The following is an 18,599-nucleotide window of genomic DNA, read 5'->3' as shown; positions in this document are numbered from 1 at the left end:
TCATATAAAACGAATAACCATTAAGCTACTTGCGCTTGGAGCTGACTTTGTCGAATCATATCCACGGCTTTTTCAGCAATCATCACTGTCGGCGCGTTGGTATTACCATTCACCACAGAAGGCATGATAGATGCATCGACGACACGAAGGTTTTGAATCCCATAGACTTTCAATTCAGGGTCAACCACAGACATCTCATCCACACCCATCTTACAACTACCGACAGGGTGATAAACCGTATCCACACGCTGACGTAAGATTGCACGTATATCATCATCTGTTTTGACCAGTGAGGTAAATAAATCTTGCTGATAATGACTCGATAAAGACGACGACATCATCAATTGCTGCGTCAACTTAAAACCTTGTACCAAATCTTCTAAATCCTGTTCATCCCCTAAAAAGTTTGGATCAATCAATAATGGATCATTGACACTGAAACCACTTAGTTTGATCGTGCCGCGACTTCTTGGATTGAGCAGACACACATGACACGACAAACCATGACTTACATGAAATTTCCGTGCATGGTCATCTACTAACGCCACGACAAAGTGTAATTGCAAATTTGGAATGGCTAAATCGGGTGAAGACTTTAGAAAACCACCACATTCTGCAAAATTTGAAGCAATCATACCCCGTCGTTCCTTACGATAGCGACTGAACTGCTTGAACATATCAATTGAGCCAGGTAAGGACACGCCAAATGTGCCTTGGTATTCTTTGACTTTATAACCAAAAATGAAATCGGGATGGTCGTGGAAGTTCTTTCCTACACCCGGTAGATGGTGTTTCACTTCAATGCCATGCGCTTGGAGCTCGGCCTGATCTCCCACTCCAGACAACATTAAAATCTGCGGTGATTGAATCGCACCGGCACTGAGCAAGACCTCTCGTCTTGCTTTTAAGTGTTTCATTTGCCCTGCATGTTGGACTTCAACACCTGTGGCCACTTTATCTTCTATAATGATTTTATGTGTTGTGGCTTTGGTCAATACCGTTAAATTTGGCCGATCTAAATGTGGAAATAAGTACGCACGCGCTACACTACAACGCTCTCCATTGATATGTGTTACCTGATAAACCCCTAAGCCTTCTTGTTCTGCGCCATTAAAATTATCAAGGACTTTATGACCTTGTGCACGAGCCGCTTCGGTATAGCGTTGATGGAAAATATTATCGCTTTGCACATCTGTCACGGAAAGAGGGCCGTCATTACCGTGAAATTCATTGTGTATTCGGTTGTTATTTTCCGAGCGAATAAAATATGGCAAGACCTCGTCGTATGACCAGCCAGTATTGCCCTGTGCCGCCCATTGATCATTGTTATTTTTATGTCCACGAATATAAATCATGGCATTAATACTGGATGAACCACCAAGACATTTTCCACGTGGTTGATAGCCTTTACGACCATTCAAGCCAGCTTGAGGCACAGTTTCAAAGGCCCAATTATTGATCTTAGTCGGTAAACTCACCACGCATGCAGCTGGAATATTGACCGTCCACTGATCACCTTACCCACCTGCTTCTAATAAGCACACAGATATATGTGGATCTTCACTGAGGCGTGCAGCCAGTACGCACCCCGCACTTCCACCACCAATCACAATGTAATCAAATTCCATTTTTGACATTATTTTCATCCAATTGATTATTTTTATAAATGCACAATAATGGATTTAACGCTGACAGAAAAGTTTCTTTCTTAAAATAATGAGCGCCATACCGAGCAAGAAAAATGAGACTATTGATCAAAATTTTGATGCAAGTTTCACTCATGCAACGTAGTAGCTATATCGGTGAAAATGATCGATAAACTTAATACACTCAAACTTGGTCTTTATTCTTTTAATCCATAGCCGTTTTAAATGCACTGTAAGCTGCATAGCTAAAGATTTGACTGAAACAATAAATTTGATCAAAGCCTATTTCCGTCAGTAAGCTTTGATAGTGCTGCTGGCTAATCAGTTCAAAATCATCTTCTAAACGCTGCATCATTTTTGTCGCTTGCGCAGCAGATAAACCTTGCATTTGGCAAAATTCAGGCAGGACACGCTGCTCAAAATTCGAATGAGTTTGCATCAAGTCAAAACTTAAAAAAATGCCATGCGGTTTAAGTAATTCAAAAGCTTTAGTTAAAAATTCATTTTTTTCGGACAATGGAATGAAATGCGTCACCAAGATACTCAGCACCGCATCAAAACAACTCGCCTGCTCAAAAGTAGTGTGACTGCCCAAAACAAATTTGACGCGATGCAACTGTCCAGCAGCTTCAACACGTTGGCGTGTTTGATTCAGCATGTTTTCAGACAATTCTGTAACGGTAAATGACCATGTTGGATTCAAGGCCATGAGATAACCCAATTCATAGCCCGTCCCACATCCAATGATCAGTACATGGGCACCTTCAGCGACATGGCAATTCAACACCGCCTGAATTTGTTGATGGACAAGTTCATAGCCGGGAATTAATTTTCGTATATGTGCATCATAACTTTCGACCACTTGTGGGCTATTAAAATCTTTTGCCATGTAACATCCTGTTTGACATGTATGTCTAAGCTAATAAATATTCATTATTCTATATGGATTGTTTATTTCTGATGATGCCCAAGAATCTGCTGACTCAACATTTCATAGACCACTTTCAGATCGACTTGATCAGCTTGCTCAAGCATATGGGCGTGCATTTGCATGATATTTTGATCCCCACGCATGGCAGGACCTGTTTGCATGTTACGTGGTTCAGCCTGAGTAGCTTTATTGGCTGTCTCTAAAATCAAAGGATAAAGTAAGCTAAAATCGACGTGTTTTGCATCGACAATCTGCTTTGCCATGTCATAACAATAATTACTAAAATTACAGGCAAACACCGCAGCGAGATGCAAACTCAAGCGCTGTGCCGAATCATATTGATAAACCCTTTGGCTAATGCTGTTTGCTAAATCTGTAAGTGTCGTCAAATCTGTAGGATCTGCCGCTTCTACAAAGATCGGTGTCGACGTCCAGTCCACATCTCGATCTAAACTAAAAGTTTGTAAAGGATAAAACACCCCTGCTCGCGAATGCTGCTGGGTCAGTACTGTGATATTGGTGCTACCTGACGTATGCACAATCAGAACTTGTGGCAGATAGGCTTTGACCTGCTGAATAACGGTTGCAATCGACTGGTCGCTCACCGCTATGATCAATAGATCAATCTCAGCATTCAACTCACTTGGGCTATGAATGGCTTCTGCGCCTACACTTGCTGCAAGTTTTTCTGCCTTATCAAGATTTCGCGCATAAACTTGCACAATGTGATGTTGTGGATGAAGCACATTGAGCAAATGATGTGCAACACGACCTGCACCCACAATACTGATTCGCATATAGTTTTAACTCATTTTGGACGGCTACAGCATGTCAGGAAAATATCCGACGTGCAAATCGAGTCGTATCGATAGAATGATTTATTTTCAATTCTTTACATCAGTTTCGCTCAGATAAGACAAAAAAGGGATGCGCTTCATCCCTTTTGCTAGATGTCAATCTGAGTCTGATTCGTATCTTGCCCATTTCAATCTAGACAATATCCACGATATACACTTTAGCTTTTACGATTTACCAATGATTTGATTCAGAGTCTGTAGGTATTGTTCTGCATCGCGGCGCGCATTGAATTTCTTTTCAAATACACCTGTGTTTTGCACACTATTGGGCGTGTATTCTACCGACACAACAAAGGTATCAAGCAAATCTCTATTAATCCGAATTGCAATAATATGATGTGAGTTTAAATAAAAACCTTCATCAACCTTAACTAACATGACCCGCCTCAAAATCTTACACAATGAAATAGATAAAAAATCTAAACATTCATAAACTTGGATGCCTTACCGCATACAGCCATTCATGTGTTAGACCTATTTTATTGTAGCGCCATTATGTGATTTATGTTGCAATTATTATGCAATTTAAATAAATACTCAGAGAAAATTCTTGAGTTTCAGCCATCTAAACATGATTGATTTTCAATTCTAGCTAAAGATTGAATAAAAAAAATTGGATATAAAAAAAGCCTGTTGCCATAGCCATGACAACAGACTCATTTTAGTAAGACTGATTTAACTCAAATCAATCTTACTGAGAAGTAGAACGATTAAACACTCAACATACTGTTTAAGGTTTCTGATACATTCTTCGATTTCACGACAGGGTTAAGCGCTTCAAGTTCGGCTTTGACTTCACTACGCTGCGGCTCTGCCAACGTGTACCAACGGGACAAAATTTGCAGTAACCGTGAACCGACAATTGGATTTTTCTCATCGAGGAATTTTGCTAATTCAACAATATGCTGCACACCAAAGCTCCAAGTGTTGACAGGATTGCTATTTAAGCCACCAGTAACCGCACGAATACGGTTCGGTACTTTCAAGTCATAGTCAGGATGAGCAGTCAGTGCCTTAATGGTTTCCGCAGTTGCTTTCGGATGTGCCGCTTGCAACATAAACCATTGGTCCATCGACAAGGCTTCATTTTTAAAGCGTGTATAGAAGGTTTCTAAAGCTTGCTGTGCTTGTGGTGCATCATTCCAAACCAATACTTTTAAAGCACCAAGACGTTCAGACATATTGCCTGTAGAGCTGAATTGTTCATAGGCCAATTCAAATACGGATGCATCGCCTTGACGTGCCATCATACTCAACATGATGTTTTTCAATGCACGAACACCCATGGCTTGTGAAAATTCTTTCTGCGCATCTGGGTCTAAAGTTGCATAAGTCTCTTTAAAGAAAGCACCTAACTCACGTGCCACACGACTTAACAGTGCTTCACGCTGTTCTTGCACTTGGGCAGGACTGTAGTCGGTATCAATACGGCTACCTAAATAACCCTCTGTCGGTACATCGAATAAACGTGAAGCAAGTAATGGATCACGCTCAACCAATGCTGGTAATGTATTTTGTATAGCTTGGACATAGATATCAGCATCATGGCCATTTAACAAAATACGTTCTAACAAGGTTTGGCTGGCTTGCCATTGGTTAAAACCATTCGGCTCGTACTGCATCAGGAAAGCAAGCTCTTTATCTGAATAGTTAAATTCAAGATTAACGGGTGCAGAGAAATTACGCAGTAAAGACACAACAGGCTGGGTTTTTACACCGCTAAATGTAATCGTTGCAGTATCGGTATCAAATAAATACACGCCATCTTTGATGCCATTTTCAACCAATGCATCTGAGCTGAGAACTAACTGTTCACCACTCGTCGCATCAAACAATGCCAAAGCCACAGGAATAGGCACAGCTTTTAAATTTGGATATTTCGGATGTGCTTTTAAGCTTTGTTTCAAGCTTAAAGTATAGGTTTGATTTGCAGCATCGTACTCACCTTTTGCTTCAAGTTTTGGTGTACCCGGTTGGTTATACCAAATCAAGAAACTCGACAAATCTACACCAGAACCCGCTGTCAGAGCTGCTACCCAATCTTCAACAGTCACAGCTTGACCATCGTGGCGTTTGAAATATTCGTCAGTACCTGCACGGAATTTTTCTTTGCCCAAGAGTGTCGCCATCATGCGGTTAATTTCCGCACCTTTTTCATACACAGTTGCGGTATAAAAGTTATTAATTTCAACAAAATGATCTGGACGCGGTGGATGTGAAAGCGGGCCTGAATCTTCTGGGAACTGATGAGCTTTTAACACAGCAACATCATCGATCCGTTGTACCGCAGCAGATTGTAAATCTTCTGAGAACGACTGATCACGGAATACTGTCAAACCTTCTTTTAAGCAGAGTTGGAACCAATCACGACAGGTAATACGGTTACCCGTCCAGTTATGGAAGTATTCATGTGCAATCACAGACTGAACGCGCATGATCGCAGCATCAGTGGTGTATTCTTCATCAGCAAGCACACAAGAGGTGTTGAAAATATTCAAACCTTTGTTTTCCATTGCACCCATGTTAAATGCACTGGTTGCCACGATCATATAATTGTCTAAATCATAAGGACGACCATAATGTTCTTCGTCCCAACGCATCGAATGTTTTAAAGCTTCCATGGCAATATGACATTTTGGAATGTCTTTTTCTTCTGCATAGATTTCTAAAGCAACATTACGACCTTCAGACGTCACATAAGTGTCTTTAAGTACTGCCAAATCACCAATCACACAAGCAAATAGATACGATGGTTTTTTGGTTGGATCTTGCCAAACGGTATAATGACGACCTTCACCGGTTTCACCCGCTTCAATCAAATTACCATTGGCAAGTAATACAGGAAATTTTTTATCCGCTTCAACACGTGTGGTAAATACCGATAGCACATCAGGACGGTCAGGATAATAGGTAATTTTACGGAAGCCTTCAGGCTCGTTTTGGGTAACGAATAAATCGCCTGCCGCTTGGTACAAGCCTTCGAGTTGAGTATTGCTTTCAGGATGAATCACGACTTCGGTTTCAATGATAGCTTGGTCAGGTGCATTTGAAATCACCAGTTGTTCTGCATCTACCACATAGGCATCTGCTGGCAAAACTTGACCATTTAAGCGAATTGATTTGAGTTCCAAATCACGACCCAATAACACCAAATCCCCAGCCGTTTGACGCTGCATCACTAATTTTGCATTTACATTGGTATGCTTATCAAAGACTTGAATATCTAGATCGATACTATCTACGACAAATGATGGTTTTTGATAATCTTTTAAATAAACAGTTTGGTCTGCTTCGACCACTGGATTTGCCGCAATATTCATATCTCGTCCTATTCCTTAGTTATTGCTTCATCAGCTTTTTGAACACATTGTGAATGACTTGATCATACGACAAGATGCATAAGCTGTCTTCGCATTTACAATGATTTATATATGGGCTCAGCGCATGTTGTTTTCAATCATCTTTATAGAATAATTTAAAGGCTGGCACATATTTTCGCCATGTTTAAGCAAAATAAATGCCTGAGTTGAGTACAGCTATAACAATGTGCAAATTTTTTTATCTACCTAAAATAAATAAAGCGCCTATATACTAGAAAGAGAAAGTACAGGTGCTTAATCCATCTGTACGTTCAAATTATTGCGCTCAAACTTTCCTGCTTAAGACTTAGAGGATTATTGATTTTCGAAAATTAAATCGAGCGCGCTGTCATAGTCTGCAGCAAAGTAAAATTGAAATGCCGTGACTTTTGAGGTGAGGAATTGCTGAATTTCTTCCGTCCCACCCGCCACATAAATTTTAGATACTTGATGTTGCTGCGCCAGGCCAAGTAACTCGATCGTCTTTTCTAAAGTTTGATCATGCCCAATAATCAGCGCACCAACCGTACCCTGTGGCTGCTTATATAATTGCATACGGGTGATATTGCTGTTTTTAAGTGCGTCTGACATGTGTATTCCATACAAAGAAAGGATAAAAAAGATCAAAACCTTTAGAAATCAAGCTGAATCATGCTGTGTATCAAGTTCAGTAGATTCCGCTTGGTTTCAATTCTAGAAGTTGAGATCATTAGAATTATAAGCTCAATATATACAAATATACTTTTCAAATCCAATCGCTTAGGTGATTCCTTCCAAAAAGCACCTTAGTACGTAATTCATATCAATCTTCTAATTTGTATTTGATTGCATACTTCTATTTAAACCATGCACCAAGATGTTTCTTTTTCAACAGTTTAAGCATTTTGAGAATTCATTAGACATAGCCATACGCATCAATATTATTTTGTTACTTTTAAATTAATAATTTATTTTCAATATCTTAATAAAACAATATGCCGTTTATCTGCTTTAAAATGTCTACTCAAAACATTTGAGCATGCGTTTTGCATCTACTTAATTGCCAAAAGCAAAATCATCAGGCTAAAACAAAAAGAGGTGCATTATGTTTATTAAAGAACACATCATCCGTATTGAAAATATGAAGACCCTGCAAGCGCTTGATGCTGCAAATATCGACCATCAAGTAATTGCAATGTTTATGACTTGCGAAGGGATTCCACTCAAAGCCTTTGAGGTCAGTTCATTACTTAACTCATATAGTGCATTAGGCACTAAGAAAGTTACGTCTAAAAAAGTGCAAGCTTTAATACAAGCCAAACAACTTGGAGAGGAGGACGAATCGATCCCATGCCCAGCCGCTTATTAATAATCCATTCTGACTAAGAGCTGCATCATCACTATGCAGCTTTTTTAATTGTCGACTTCTCGCCTGAGCTGCCGCAACTCAAATTCCAAACCCGTCTTTAAACAGAGATGTGTATAATCAATTTAACCTTTCAAGAAACGCTGGCAACATGTTCAATATTCTACGCAAACAAATGGATGAAAGTACACAATGCCCGTTGTGTCGTGCATCAATGTATTGGGTAGATGCTGAAAAATTAGATGAGCAAGAATTTAATTTTTATCAGTGTAGCCACTGTCATCATCAAATATTTCCAGAACAGCAATACAACTGTCATTGTGAAAACTGTCAGGCTGCGCGAAAAAAACTACTGAAAGAAACCCGTTTACAAGAACAGCGTAAACTCAAAAATAAAGATATCGTTGAACGTGAATTAAGTGAACTGAGTTTTTTACAGAAACTCTTTTTGCTGGCTTTATTGGATAATCACGTCCAAGAACATACGGCGCATCAAGAATTTATCGACTGGGACGCTATTAAGTATCATAACATCAGCCCGAATTATTTCTTCCAACAATCACTCAAAAAGCATCTCGTGCATGAGCAAATTTTGATTGTGAAAGATGATGCACTACAAGCTGAACAGTATTATATCAATGTCCGTTTGGATGGATATTCAGAGCCCAGCCTTTTTAGCGTAGCACAGCAACTGCGCCATTGGTTTTATGAAAATTTAGCTCTGGGTGTTCCTTTTAAAAGCGCTGACGAAGTGAAAGAGTGCTTGTATCTCCTACTGTTTCAAGAAATTGTCCAATTCATGCAGTTTTACTGTAAGACATGGGGTATTCAAATTGCAGGGAATAAAAGCTTTCAAGTGTTCTGTTATCGCCTACTCGACCATCTAGCGGTTGGGCAGATTTATTATATGATTCAGTCAGCACTCGAATACCTACATAAACAAAAAGCCCTGCAAGTTCGTAATGAAAATTTCATTAACACCAATCTGTTAAAAAAGACCTTACAGCAATACCGTGAACGTGGCTTACAGGAAAAATGGGAAACTTTTACCCTCCCTCGTCCGCCACAACTCCCCTTTAGTAAAATGAGTGAAATTTTGCTCTTTAACTTTTTAGGACTCGATGAAAGTATCTTTGTGCAACCAATACGCCATGCTTGGAAAAAAATCGAACCTCGCTTAAATTTTTATTCCACAAAGCGTTGCATGTACTGTGGTTCACAAGAACTCTCTGTCGATTATGATGCCGCAGATTATGTGACCCTGTTCTGCCGTAATTGTAAACATCAAGACCATTACTTCACCCGCTAAGGGAGAAACCGATGAATCAATCTGAAAATTTTGAAACGACCATGAACAGTGAATTAACTGACTTAAATAGCCCGCTTTTGCAAAGCGTCATCAATGCGTGGATTGAACTTCAATCCAAACAACCTTTGGTGCATATCCTCACCAATGCAGTCGCGAGCAATTATGTCGCCAATGTCCTTTTGGCTGCGGGTGCTTCTCCTGCAATGATTGACAATCCCTTTGAAGCCGAAAGCTTTGCCTCAATTGCCAGTGCCTTGAATATCAATTTAGGCACGCCAACGTCTGAACAAATGCAGGCCATGCAAATTGCTGCACAAACAGTACAAAATTTAAATAAACCTTGGGTGCTTGACCCTGTCGGTTATGGCCCCGTTTTGCCGTGGCGATCTGAAATGGTTGATCAATTACTCCAGTACAAGCCAAGCATAATCCGTGGCAATGCATCAGAAATCAGTGGTCTTGCAGGTAATCAAGGTGAGTCACGCGGTGTCGATAGCACGCTCAATAGTGCAGAAATTTACTTAAATGCTGCGCCCTTATTAGAACACTGTGAATGTGTGGCAATTTCAGGCGAATCGGATTTCATCTTATCGAAAGAAATGAATGCGGTGATACAGATTAATGGTGGATCTTACTTACAACCCAAAGTGACGGCTTCTGGCTGCGCTTTAGGTGCGTTAACAGCGGCTTATTGCGCCGTGAGTGAAACGCTAACTGCTGGCACGGTCGCAGCACATTTGCACTTTGCGATTGCGGGTCAAAAAGCCTATGAAATTAGCTCAAGTGTCGGCAGTTTTAATGTTGCATTTTTAGATGAAATTTATAATCTCAATGAAGATGATTTCAATCAACTTGCCAACATACAAATTTATGCACTATGAACTACGATAGCTTGAGAAAAAAACAGCTTGAGTAAAAGGTTCAAGCTGTTCAGGGTTTCATGCTGTTTTTGAATAATTAGAACGCGTCAAAAAGCTTACTGTGCCGTACTATCACTTGCAGCATTGGCATCAAACATTTCTGAATCTTCGATCGTTTCTGTTGGATTACTCAAAATCATGTCTAGGTCATAGTCCCCCACATAAACAATATTTTTGATTTTTGAACAGTCGCCATCACTCATTTCATAATTTAAGACTTTGGCTTCATCACCAATTTTAAACTCAGCACGAACAACGTTTTTATTTTCATCAAAACTCAGTTTAGGCTCAACGCCTTTTTTCGAATCTTGCTGCGGATCTTGGCTATCCGTGAAAATACCAAAATCCACATTACACTCTTGTCCCGACTGCTTACAGTTAATTTCTGCTTGCATACGTTCCGCTAACGATGGCTCAAAATAGGCAGTAAGTTGATCTTTACTCAAAGCGTGCAATTTCAACTCTTGATCATAAATTTGTTTGACCAATTTTTCCGGTGCAACACATTTCTGCGATTGCTCCTGTACTTTTTGCTCTGCTGGCTGACAAGCCGTTAAAAAGATCGCCGCGCCGAAACCGAATAATCGATATATCGTCATTTGTCGCATAACACATCCATGTCCATCATTAAACTGCCCGCCCAACTGCCAGATTCATACTTGCTTCAAAAATGGTTGAAACATTTAATTTACAAATGCACATTAAACCCATGCCATCAAAATAATCTGGCACGTGCTGCATAAAAAATTGAACATGTTCATCAGATTTTTTCCGTAGCCGAACCAATTGCTCAGGCGTCACCTTCGGTAAATCACAACGATGAACAAAAATATCCTCAGCCCGATGCTGCACATCATGCTGACGGATTTTATAACTATTTAAAACATCCACATACTCGGTGGGCATCGGGACACCATGCCTTGGATAAAACTTAACAGAGCGCGAGGCAAATAATGTATATACCTTTGGTTGTGCCAATGTAGCCACAAACCACATCGGAATCGCTGGAAATCGAATCTGATGCTGCATCGCCACTTTAATCGCCGAGTTTAAGGTCAGGTTTTTCCGACGATAATCAACCAATACCCCTGCCCGTGAATTAAAAATAAAAATCGGCCGATTGTTATGCATAATTTTTAATATACGCACAATATTTTGCCCGATCAGTTTATCGTGCTCAAAATACTGAATGATTGGTAATGCAACAATATCTGGGTCATGCATGTATTGATAAAGTTGCTCAATCTTAGAAGTTGGGAAAATACATTGATCAAACTCCCAGAGCCGTTGAAACAACTCATGTTTTTCTTCAGTCGTGAGTTTGCAAAAATCAATGATATTCTCAGTGATCGCCATACCAACACCCATTTTTTTAATGGATTAACTTTGAATTTCTTCAAAGTACCTAGTTATAAAGTTTTCCGAAGCGGTATTTAAATGAAATAAAATTATTCATAGATCATCAATGATGATTAAAACCCCAAGTTAAAAATGAATCGCTATTTAACCTCATGCTTTTTTAAAATCAACCCTATCAATATTTTTTACTTTTGAACCGCTTTAACCCTCTAAAAGCTCAAAAGTTGCAGTGTTTTTTGACTGTTACATCATGTAAATATAATACGTTTTAACATCGTGAATTGCAGCTCTCGTTATATAGGATTTCTTATACTTTCTAGTCATAAAAAAGACAGCTTCGAAAAGCTGTCTTAGGGTCATTTTTAATATTTGAGCATTAGGCCTGGTAATAGATATCAACCGTTTTAATGCGGTTTTCATCCATTGCCGTGACTTTAAATTGAATGCCTTTAAAATCAACCACAGTACCGACTTCTACATTGCCGTGGGTCTGATCTAAAATAAGACCTGAAACACTGATATAACCATCATCTTCTTCGATCAAGTCCAGCATTTCCAATTCAAGTTCTAACTGATACAGATCGAGCATGCCTGAAGCTTTCCAATGTGCATCATCGATTTTAATCAAATCAAGTTGTTCATCCGCATCAGGGAATTCACCAGCAATTGCTTCAAACACATCGAGTGGTGAAATCAGACCTTGTACCGCACCAAACTCATCCGTAACCAATACCAAAGAGCCTTTAGAAGTCCGCAAGGTATTAATCGCATCAATCACCTTCATTTTTTGGAAAATAAAGATCGGACGATGACGTTTAATCAATGCTTTTAGATCATCTTCACTGTCTAGAACATCAATAAGTTCTTTCGCGCGGACAATACTAATCACTTTATCCAAGCTACCACGACACACAGGGAATAAACTGTGCGGCACTGAAAGGACTTGCTCACGAATTTGCTCAGGTGTGTCATTTAAATCCACCCAAGAAATTTGATTACGGGGAGTCATGATCGACGCAACTGAACGCTCTGCAAGCGTCAATACACCACCAATCATATAACGCTCTTCGTCTGCAAAGGTTTCTTGCGCCTGATTACCGACTTGATCAGCTTCTAAGCGCCCACCCATCAGTTTTAAAATACTGTCTGCAGTACGATGGCGTAATGGAATTTTCGCTTCATGTTTTTGAGCATTGCGTTGACTAAACTGGTTAAAGGCTTCGATGACAATCGCAACACCAATACCTGAGTAGATATAGCCTTTCGGAATATGGAAACCAAAACCTTCTGCTATCAAACTAATACCGATCAGTAATAAGAAGCTTAAACATAGGATCACGACGGTCGGATGTCGGTTTACAAAAGCCGTTAGCGGTTTAGATGCAAGTAACATCACTGCCATTGCCACAATCATTGCTGCCATCATGACATAAATGTTGTCGACCATACCGATCGCTGTAATGACAGAGTCTAAAGAGAAAACCGCATCTAAGACAACAATTTGCGCAACAACTGCTGTAAAGCTGGCATATGCCACTTTTGTTGTCACTTGAACTTCTGGTTTTCCTTCTAATTTCTCATGTAGCTCTGTGACTGCCTTATAAACTAAGAACAATCCACCGAACAATAATATGAGATCTCGACCAGAGAATGTCCAATCAAAAACGGTAATCAGGGGCTTTGTTAATGTGACCAACCAAGAGATTGCAAATAACAATCCTAATCGCATAAATAATGCGAGTGAAAGACCAAGTACGCGGGCTTTATCACGTTGTTCTGGAGGGAGTTTTTCTGCCAAAATGGCAATAAAGACTAGGTTATCAATCCCTAGTACAATTTCTAAAATAATTAATGTAAGTAAACCAACCCAGATTCCGGGATCTAACAAAAATTCCATTAGCTCTCTTCCTCATTCTGGATTGTAAGAATATCTTCAAGCAGACCAACGCACGGCGACGGATCCATAAATTTAACCTGTGTAACTAGAGACCATTCCATTATGCATAATCTTGCGCATTTGTAATGTATTCAAGCATATTTTTTTGCATCAACAATATGACAAAATGTTAAAAACGCTGAATGTATTACAAATCGAATGGGCGATATAAAATACACCTCTAGATGTTAAAACCTACTTTTTGAGATCTCCTCTTCCACTTTAAAATAAGTATGAATTCACCTGACTTTTAATTAAATGTAATTAAATACGTTGTATGAGATTGTATGACAAATCTAATGAATTATTTATTTCTACCTTTTGGTAAAAAATATTAATATTCAATTCAAATTAAAAACTTATTTATTTTCACTACACTATCTCTATACCTAACCTTATTTTTAATTTCTGTTAAGCATTTAGACAGAATATCAATATAATCTATTTAGATAATCTAAAAATGAGATATCCTCTACTTTCTATTTTTTATTGTGAACTCTTGCTATTACCCTCCATTTTTCAATAGAATGTTAGAACATTAAATAAAATTAAAACAAATATTCAGGGGACTCCTTTATGACAAAAAAGTATTCAAAATTTTTACCATCCACCGATGACTTTAGTTTAGAAAATTTTCCTTTCTACTGGGTTACTCAGGTGCATTCACAATATGTTTTAAACGTCGACCATGCATTGAAAAAGTATGGCGTTGATAATTCACGTCGTCGTATCCTGCTCGCACTCAAGTCTAAACCACATGCTAGCGTTTCAGATTTATCTGAAATGGTCGTATCTAAAATGTCGACCACAACCAAGATCGTTTATCGCTTAAAAGATGAAGGCTTGGTAGATACTTATTCTTGTGAAGATGATGCACGTATTACCCGGGTTGTATTAACTGATAAAGGCACTGCAATGACGCAGAAGATTAACGATCTAACGAATGTCGTTCTAGAGCAATCTTTTGAAGGCTTAACACCCCTACAAATTGAAAAAACCATGGAAAGCTTAAAGCATATCTTTAAAAACTTAGCTCGCTAAGCATTTGCATCACCGAAATATCAATCGAAAATATTCAGTTGGGGACTGATTTTTTCGATTTTTATTTTGGGTGCGTGCGCACATTCAAACTCATTAACAGGAAAACCTTGTACAAAACTTTGGATGTTGGGTGATTTCCAACTCAGCCACTCTTCTAACCTCGCATGCGGAATTACAATCACCGAACGTTTAACATTGCCCGGCTCATGAAAATGCTTCATCATCTCATGCTGAATAGCATCCATTGTAATCATGGTACTTGAGCGTACAATCTCATCACCTTGTCTACAAATGTCATATAAGGCAGCAATATAAAACGCTTCTCCATCTTTGCGCTTAACACTCCAACGCTGCGGCTTATTATCGATATACATTGACTCATAAAATTCAGACACGGGTATCACGCCAAACTTACATTTTGAAATCGCATTAATAAACGTAGGCTTTTGATACAAAGTCTCATTTCGGGCATTATAGGTTTTAAGTGCAATTGATTTGTCTTCAGCCCATTTAGGCACCATGCCAAAATTCACTTTTCGCCACTCTAACCCTTGTTCAGACTTAAAGAGTAACGGCAAATCATAATTTGGATAGACTTCCTCAGGATATTCAAAGCTGATTTCAGGCAAGTTTTGAGACTTTAATTGCGATAAGGTAATCGGTTTGAAATTAGCACACATATTTGCCATAATCCGCAAAAAATCAATCTTTATAATAAATGAAAAATCTAGACCGAAGTCGCTTTATCGTCTTAATTCTAAGTATGTGCCTGTATCCAACCGCACATGCCGCAAAAGTCTCTGTACATACCGTTTCATTTCTACCTTTTAGTCTCGACGCGCTCTATCTCAACGAATATCCATTTAAACAAGACCTAATCAATGAGACTGAGATTCCGGCAGGCAAATACCGCATTCAGCACAAGCATTTACGCAATCAGCAAATGATCAGTACACATCATTGGGTGACGGTCAAAAATCTTCCCAACACCCAAGAACAACAATTTTCATTGGTCATATTGCCTGATGGTGAAGTAATCAATGTCTCTGATTTTAAAATTACTTCTCCAGAGATGTTTCCTGAAATCCGTTTTGCAAAACGTGCTCAAAATAGTTATCGCTTGATGCAAAATCAGCAAAGACAAAGAGATCAGTTTGGCATGATTCTTCCTGACGTAGATGAAGCCCATACGACGGAATTGGAAGATCAATTTGGCTGGTTTACGGTGAACGCATATGGAGGCCGTGTCAGGACTAATTGTACAGGCACGTTTAAGATAAATCCTCAAGATGCGCTCCCCTATTTCACCACTGCAAATTCAGCCATTCAGTTTAATTATCAACAAGGGAACCAAAAACATAACGCATACTTAGCGTTTAGTGATAACAATCCGCTTATTCCAATCGAAGATCGAACAGTTCATGAGGCAACGGATTACAAAAATGGCTTGAAGTTTGATGTGTATATTCACCATATCCAAAAAATAAAAACCGAGACTATTTCTTCTAATTATTCAATCTACAATTATAAGGTGCAGGTCAAGCTGTATATGACGGCCTCGCAGCGCAAACCCATGCTGTTAATGAATCACAAAATGTACTATCAGGATAATTGTTCAAGCCAAGATATTGGCGCTTTTCTGTATTACAAATACACGTTGGAGCCGTTTTTGGGACTATATTCTGCCTGATATTTCATGGAAATAAACTAAAAATGTCCTGCGTAACAGAACCTGCAGTGAAGTCGATTGCACAAGATTAAATAGACTTCACTTTGAGTATTTTAAGCAGGGAACGTTTGCCAATGGGTGCGGGTGAATTCCTCAAATATCCACTCACCATTAAAACGACCAAGCCCTGAATTACGTTCACCACCAAAGGGTGCATTAGAATGATCCGCCACACTGATGCCATTGATATGCGTCATGCCTATATCTAGCTTGGCAGCAAACTCTCCACCGCGTGCTAAATTTGAGGTACATACTGCACTCGATAAACCAAATCGGGTTGAATTTGCCAATTCTAGTGCATGCGCTTCATCTCGCGCTTTTAAAATCGGCAAGATTGGCCCAAAGCTTTCTTCTAATGCAATATCAGCATGTGCATCCACATGGGTGAAAATATGCGGTGCAACCAATTGACCTTCAATACCACCTGCGTAGGCTAAAATTGCATCTTGCTGAATAGCATTTTGAATAATAGTTTTTAATTTATCGATTTGCGACTTATTGATAATGGGCCCTATCAGAGTTTCAGCATCATTCGGATCACCGACCACAATGCTTTTTACCCGTTTAATTAATTTTTCAACATAAGCATCGTGCAAGGATTCATCCACAATCACTCGATTGGTACTCATGCAAATTTGTCCTTGATGCAAAAAACGCCCCATCACGGTCAGTTCAACGGCTAAATTTAAATCTGCATCATCTAAAATGACCAAAGGCGCATTGCCGCCAAGTTCCAGCGCTAAACGCTTAATCCGTGAACTTCCTAGCGCTTTCACCCCCACCTGTTGACCCACTTCAGTTGAACCTGTAAATGAAATCAATTTAGGTACAGGATGCTCTACAAAATAGTCGCCAATTTCACTGCCGCTGCCTGCAACGACATTTAACACACCATGCGGTAAACCCGCTTCTTCAAATAACTTTCCGAGCAACGTTCCACCTGTCACTGGCGTGTCACTTGCAGGCTTCAGCACCACACTATTGCCGCAAGCAATCGCAGTCACCACAGAACGCATCGATAAATGAAATGGAAAATTCCAAGGGCTAATCACTGCTATGACTCCCAAGGGTTTGCGCAGTACAAAACTCTTTCGGCTCGGGTCTTTACTCTCTAGCTCCGTAGTTTGCATTTTTTCAGGAAAACTCAGAGATTCTTGGATAATGCCAAGCGCTGCATCAACTTCAATATTGGCTTTTAAACGTGTACTCCCAGATTCATCTATCAGCCATTGAATAATTTCTTCTCTGCGCTGCTGAATGGTTTGAGCTAATTTGTTGATAACTTGCTGACGTACTTTAATAGACTTGGTCTTTTCTGATTTAAATGCTGCTTCTGCCGCACTATAAGCACTGTCTACATCGACACTGCTGGCTGCCTGCAATTCAAAAATCTGTGCTTGGCTAAAGGGATTGATATTCTTGATGTGACGCGTTGAAGTCCCTGCTCGCCATTGCCCACCAATATATTGCAAATCTAATGCGGTATAAGCTGACATCGTTTCCATCCTATTTTTATCATTCATCCCAATGTAAAGGCTTCAGCATTGAAAAGCTATAAGAAAAACAGGATAAAACTTTATAATTAATTTCTTTTACAACCTTATACTTTAAACAGGCTGATGAATCTGCCGCATCGCTTTATAGATTCGCCAATAAATATAACAGCTAAAGATGACTTCAAAACTTAGATCTTTAACTGTGGTGAGTTGCTCAAGCGCAGCCTCCTCCATGTTTAGGGTCAACATGGGTAACAGCCCTTCGACAACAACAGCGATCAAGATAAAGAGGACTAAACTCTGAATCGTTACGGGCAAATACAATGCAATAAAGCGCTTTAAAAAATCTCGGCCTTGCTCGCCGCCATTGGCTTTAAATATGGCATTCACCCAGCTAATCAGCAGACCAACTTGTAAAACAAACGAAGCCCAAGCTTCTGTAGGTTTGGATTCTGGGGTTAAGGTCAGCGCTAAATAACTGAAGAAAATCAATATTGAGCTGGCAATATAATAGTTTTTATAATGGCTTTCAGAGACTTTATTCAGTCTTATATCATCCACCAACCGATTTACATTCCATAAATACATGGAGTTTTCTTTTCATTTTTTATGTCGACATTCTAACTTTCTCAAGCAATAAAAAAAGCCTCCGAAGAGGCTTTTTTTGATTT

16 protein-coding genes and 1 pseudogene are annotated in these 18,599 nt (G+C 39.4%); 5 read left to right on the top strand and 12 right to left on the bottom strand.

What is annotated here, in order from left to right; translation table 11 throughout:
* Positions 1-20: 20 nt before the first annotated feature.
* From FTU29_RS00630 to FTU29_RS00605, 6 genes and pseudogenes are all read right to left on the bottom strand, one after another.
* Positions 21-1,637, bottom strand: a pseudogene (locus FTU29_RS00630) (GMC family oxidoreductase).
* 214 nt (positions 1,638-1,851) lie between these two features.
* On the bottom strand, positions 1,852-2,535 hold the full coding sequence (locus FTU29_RS00625) for a methyltransferase (RefSeq protein ID WP_180119814.1): 684 nt from the start codon (positions 2,533-2,535) through the stop codon (positions 1,852-1,854).
* Positions 2,536-2,597: 62 nt separating this feature from the next.
* Entirely contained in the window at positions 2,598-3,374 is a 777-nt protein-coding gene (locus tag FTU29_RS00620; protein WP_180119812.1) for a Rossmann-like and DUF2520 domain-containing protein, read from the bottom strand.
* Between the two features lie 225 nt (positions 3,375-3,599).
* Entirely contained in the window at positions 3,600-3,812 is a 213-nt protein-coding gene (locus FTU29_RS00615; protein ID WP_078193638.1) for a hypothetical protein, read from the bottom strand.
* A gap of 332 nt (positions 3,813-4,144) precedes the next feature.
* Entirely contained in the window at positions 4,145-6,754 is a 2,610-nt protein-coding gene (gene pepN, locus FTU29_RS00610; RefSeq protein WP_180119810.1) for an aminopeptidase N, read from the bottom strand.
* 354 nt (positions 6,755-7,108) lie between these two features.
* Positions 7,109-7,384 carry a hypothetical protein gene (locus tag FTU29_RS00605; RefSeq protein ID WP_180119808.1) on the bottom strand — a complete coding sequence of 92 codons (276 nt, stop codon included), beginning with the start codon at positions 7,382-7,384 and terminating at the stop codon, positions 7,109-7,111.
* 493 nt (positions 7,385-7,877) lie between these two features.
* Between FTU29_RS00605 and FTU29_RS00600 the strand changes: the two genes are divergently transcribed.
* The 3 genes from FTU29_RS00600 (at position 7,878) to thiM (ending at position 10,328) form a co-directional block, all read left to right on the top strand.
* Positions 7,878-8,141: a hypothetical protein gene (locus FTU29_RS00600; protein WP_078188903.1), complete on the top strand. Its 264-nt coding sequence runs from the start codon at positions 7,878-7,880 to the stop codon at positions 8,139-8,141.
* Positions 8,142-8,289: 148 nt separating this feature from the next.
* On the top strand, positions 8,290-9,447 hold the full coding sequence (locus FTU29_RS00595; RefSeq protein ID WP_111885041.1) for a hypothetical protein: 1,158 nt from the start codon (positions 8,290-8,292) through the stop codon (positions 9,445-9,447).
* Between the two features lie 11 nt (positions 9,448-9,458).
* On the top strand, positions 9,459-10,328 hold the full coding sequence (gene thiM / locus FTU29_RS00590; protein ID WP_180119806.1) for a hydroxyethylthiazole kinase: 870 nt from the start codon (positions 9,459-9,461) through the stop codon (positions 10,326-10,328).
* Between the two features lie 95 nt (positions 10,329-10,423).
* On the opposite strand, the gene FTU29_RS00585 is transcribed toward thiM, so the two are convergent.
* The 3 genes from FTU29_RS00585 to FTU29_RS00575 all read right to left on the bottom strand — a co-directional run bounded on the left by FTU29_RS00585 (position 10,424) and on the right by FTU29_RS00575 (position 13,623).
* Entirely contained in the window at positions 10,424-10,975 is a 552-nt protein-coding gene (locus tag FTU29_RS00585; RefSeq protein ID WP_180119804.1) for a hypothetical protein, read from the bottom strand.
* Between the two features lie 19 nt (positions 10,976-10,994).
* Positions 10,995-11,723, bottom strand: a complete 729-nt coding sequence (locus FTU29_RS00580; RefSeq protein WP_180084230.1) for a hypothetical protein — start codon at positions 11,721-11,723, stop codon at positions 10,995-10,997.
* A 379-nt stretch (positions 11,724-12,102) separates the two neighbouring features.
* Complete coding sequence (locus tag FTU29_RS00575) at positions 12,103-13,623, bottom strand: transporter associated domain-containing protein (RefSeq protein ID WP_180119802.1); 1,521 nt, start codon at positions 13,621-13,623, stop codon at positions 12,103-12,105.
* A gap of 615 nt (positions 13,624-14,238) precedes the next feature.
* On the opposite strand from FTU29_RS00575, the gene FTU29_RS00570 reads away from it, so the two are divergent.
* The gene (locus tag FTU29_RS00570) at positions 14,239-14,703 is read left to right on the top strand and encodes a MarR family winged helix-turn-helix transcriptional regulator (protein ID WP_078193646.1); all 465 of its coding nucleotides are present in this window, start codon (positions 14,239-14,241) and stop codon (positions 14,701-14,703) included.
* A 20-nt stretch (positions 14,704-14,723) separates the two neighbouring features.
* On the opposite strand, the gene FTU29_RS00565 is transcribed toward FTU29_RS00570, so the two are convergent.
* Entirely contained in the window at positions 14,724-15,383 is a 660-nt protein-coding gene (locus FTU29_RS00565) for an SOS response-associated peptidase family protein (RefSeq protein WP_180119800.1), read from the bottom strand.
* Between the two features lie 38 nt (positions 15,384-15,421).
* On the opposite strand from FTU29_RS00565, the gene FTU29_RS00560 reads away from it, so the two are divergent.
* Positions 15,422-16,393, top strand: a complete 972-nt coding sequence (locus tag FTU29_RS00560; protein WP_180119798.1) for a hypothetical protein — start codon at positions 15,422-15,424, stop codon at positions 16,391-16,393.
* A gap of 92 nt (positions 16,394-16,485) precedes the next feature.
* Here the strand turns inward: FTU29_RS00560 and FTU29_RS00555 are convergent, their stop codons facing one another.
* Together FTU29_RS00555 and FTU29_RS00550 are read right to left on the bottom strand one after the other, a co-directional pair.
* A complete protein-coding gene (locus FTU29_RS00555) occupies positions 16,486-17,928 on the bottom strand; it encodes an aldehyde dehydrogenase family protein (RefSeq protein WP_180119796.1) in 1,443 nt (480 codons plus the stop codon).
* Positions 17,929-18,039: 111 nt separating this feature from the next.
* The gene (locus FTU29_RS00550; RefSeq protein ID WP_180119794.1) at positions 18,040-18,516 is read right to left on the bottom strand and encodes a hypothetical protein; all 477 of its coding nucleotides are present in this window, start codon (positions 18,514-18,516) and stop codon (positions 18,040-18,042) included.
* Between the last annotated feature and the right edge of the window lie 83 nt (positions 18,517-18,599).

The organism is Acinetobacter sp. YH12086 (genome assembly GCF_013419345.1).
In the GTDB taxonomy this organism is placed as follows: Bacteria; Pseudomonadota; Gammaproteobacteria; order Pseudomonadales; family Moraxellaceae; genus Acinetobacter; species Acinetobacter amyesii.
This window is presented reverse-complemented; position numbering and strand designations above follow the sequence as displayed.

What these genes read in the sequence shown, in the direction of transcription:
- FTU29_RS00565 (WP_180119800.1), bottom strand. Translation starts at nt 15,383, where the DNA reads ATGTGTGCTAATTTCAAACCGATTACCTTATCGCAATTAAAGTCTCAA.
- FTU29_RS00570 (WP_078193646.1), top strand. Translation starts at nt 14,239, where the DNA reads ATGACAAAAAAGTATTCAAAATTTTTACCATCCACCGATGACTTTAGT.
- FTU29_RS00615 (WP_078193638.1), bottom strand. Translation starts at nt 3,812, where the DNA reads ATGTTAGTTAAGGTTGATGAAGGTTTTTATTTAAACTCACATCATATT.
- FTU29_RS00605 (WP_180119808.1), bottom strand. Translation starts at nt 7,384, where the DNA reads ATGTCAGACGCACTTAAAAACAGCAATATCACCCGTATGCAATTATAT.
- FTU29_RS00555 (WP_180119796.1), bottom strand. Translation starts at nt 17,928, where the DNA reads ATGTCAGCTTATACCGCATTAGATTTGCAATATATTGGTGGGCAATGG.
- FTU29_RS00620 (WP_180119812.1), bottom strand. Translation starts at nt 3,374, where the DNA reads ATGCGAATCAGTATTGTGGGTGCAGGTCGTGTTGCACATCATTTGCTC.
- FTU29_RS00580 (WP_180084230.1), bottom strand. Translation starts at nt 11,723, where the DNA reads ATGGCGATCACTGAGAATATCATTGATTTTTGCAAACTCACGACTGAA.
- pepN (WP_180119810.1), bottom strand. Translation starts at nt 6,754, where the DNA reads ATGAATATTGCGGCAAATCCAGTGGTCGAAGCAGACCAAACTGTTTAT.
- FTU29_RS00625 (WP_180119814.1), bottom strand. Translation starts at nt 2,535, where the DNA reads ATGGCAAAAGATTTTAATAGCCCACAAGTGGTCGAAAGTTATGATGCA.
- FTU29_RS00575 (WP_180119802.1), bottom strand. Translation starts at nt 13,623, where the DNA reads ATGGAATTTTTGTTAGATCCCGGAATCTGGGTTGGTTTACTTACATTA.
- FTU29_RS00560 (WP_180119798.1), top strand. Translation starts at nt 15,422, where the DNA reads ATGAAAAATCTAGACCGAAGTCGCTTTATCGTCTTAATTCTAAGTATG.
- FTU29_RS00585 (WP_180119804.1), bottom strand. Translation starts at nt 10,975, where the DNA reads ATGCGACAAATGACGATATATCGATTATTCGGTTTCGGCGCGGCGATC.
- FTU29_RS00600 (WP_078188903.1), top strand. Translation starts at nt 7,878, where the DNA reads ATGTTTATTAAAGAACACATCATCCGTATTGAAAATATGAAGACCCTG.
- thiM (WP_180119806.1), top strand. Translation starts at nt 9,459, where the DNA reads ATGAATCAATCTGAAAATTTTGAAACGACCATGAACAGTGAATTAACT.
- FTU29_RS00595 (WP_111885041.1), top strand. Translation starts at nt 8,290, where the DNA reads ATGTTCAATATTCTACGCAAACAAATGGATGAAAGTACACAATGCCCG.
- FTU29_RS00550 (WP_180119794.1), bottom strand. Translation starts at nt 18,516, where the DNA reads ATGTATTTATGGAATGTAAATCGGTTGGTGGATGATATAAGACTGAAT.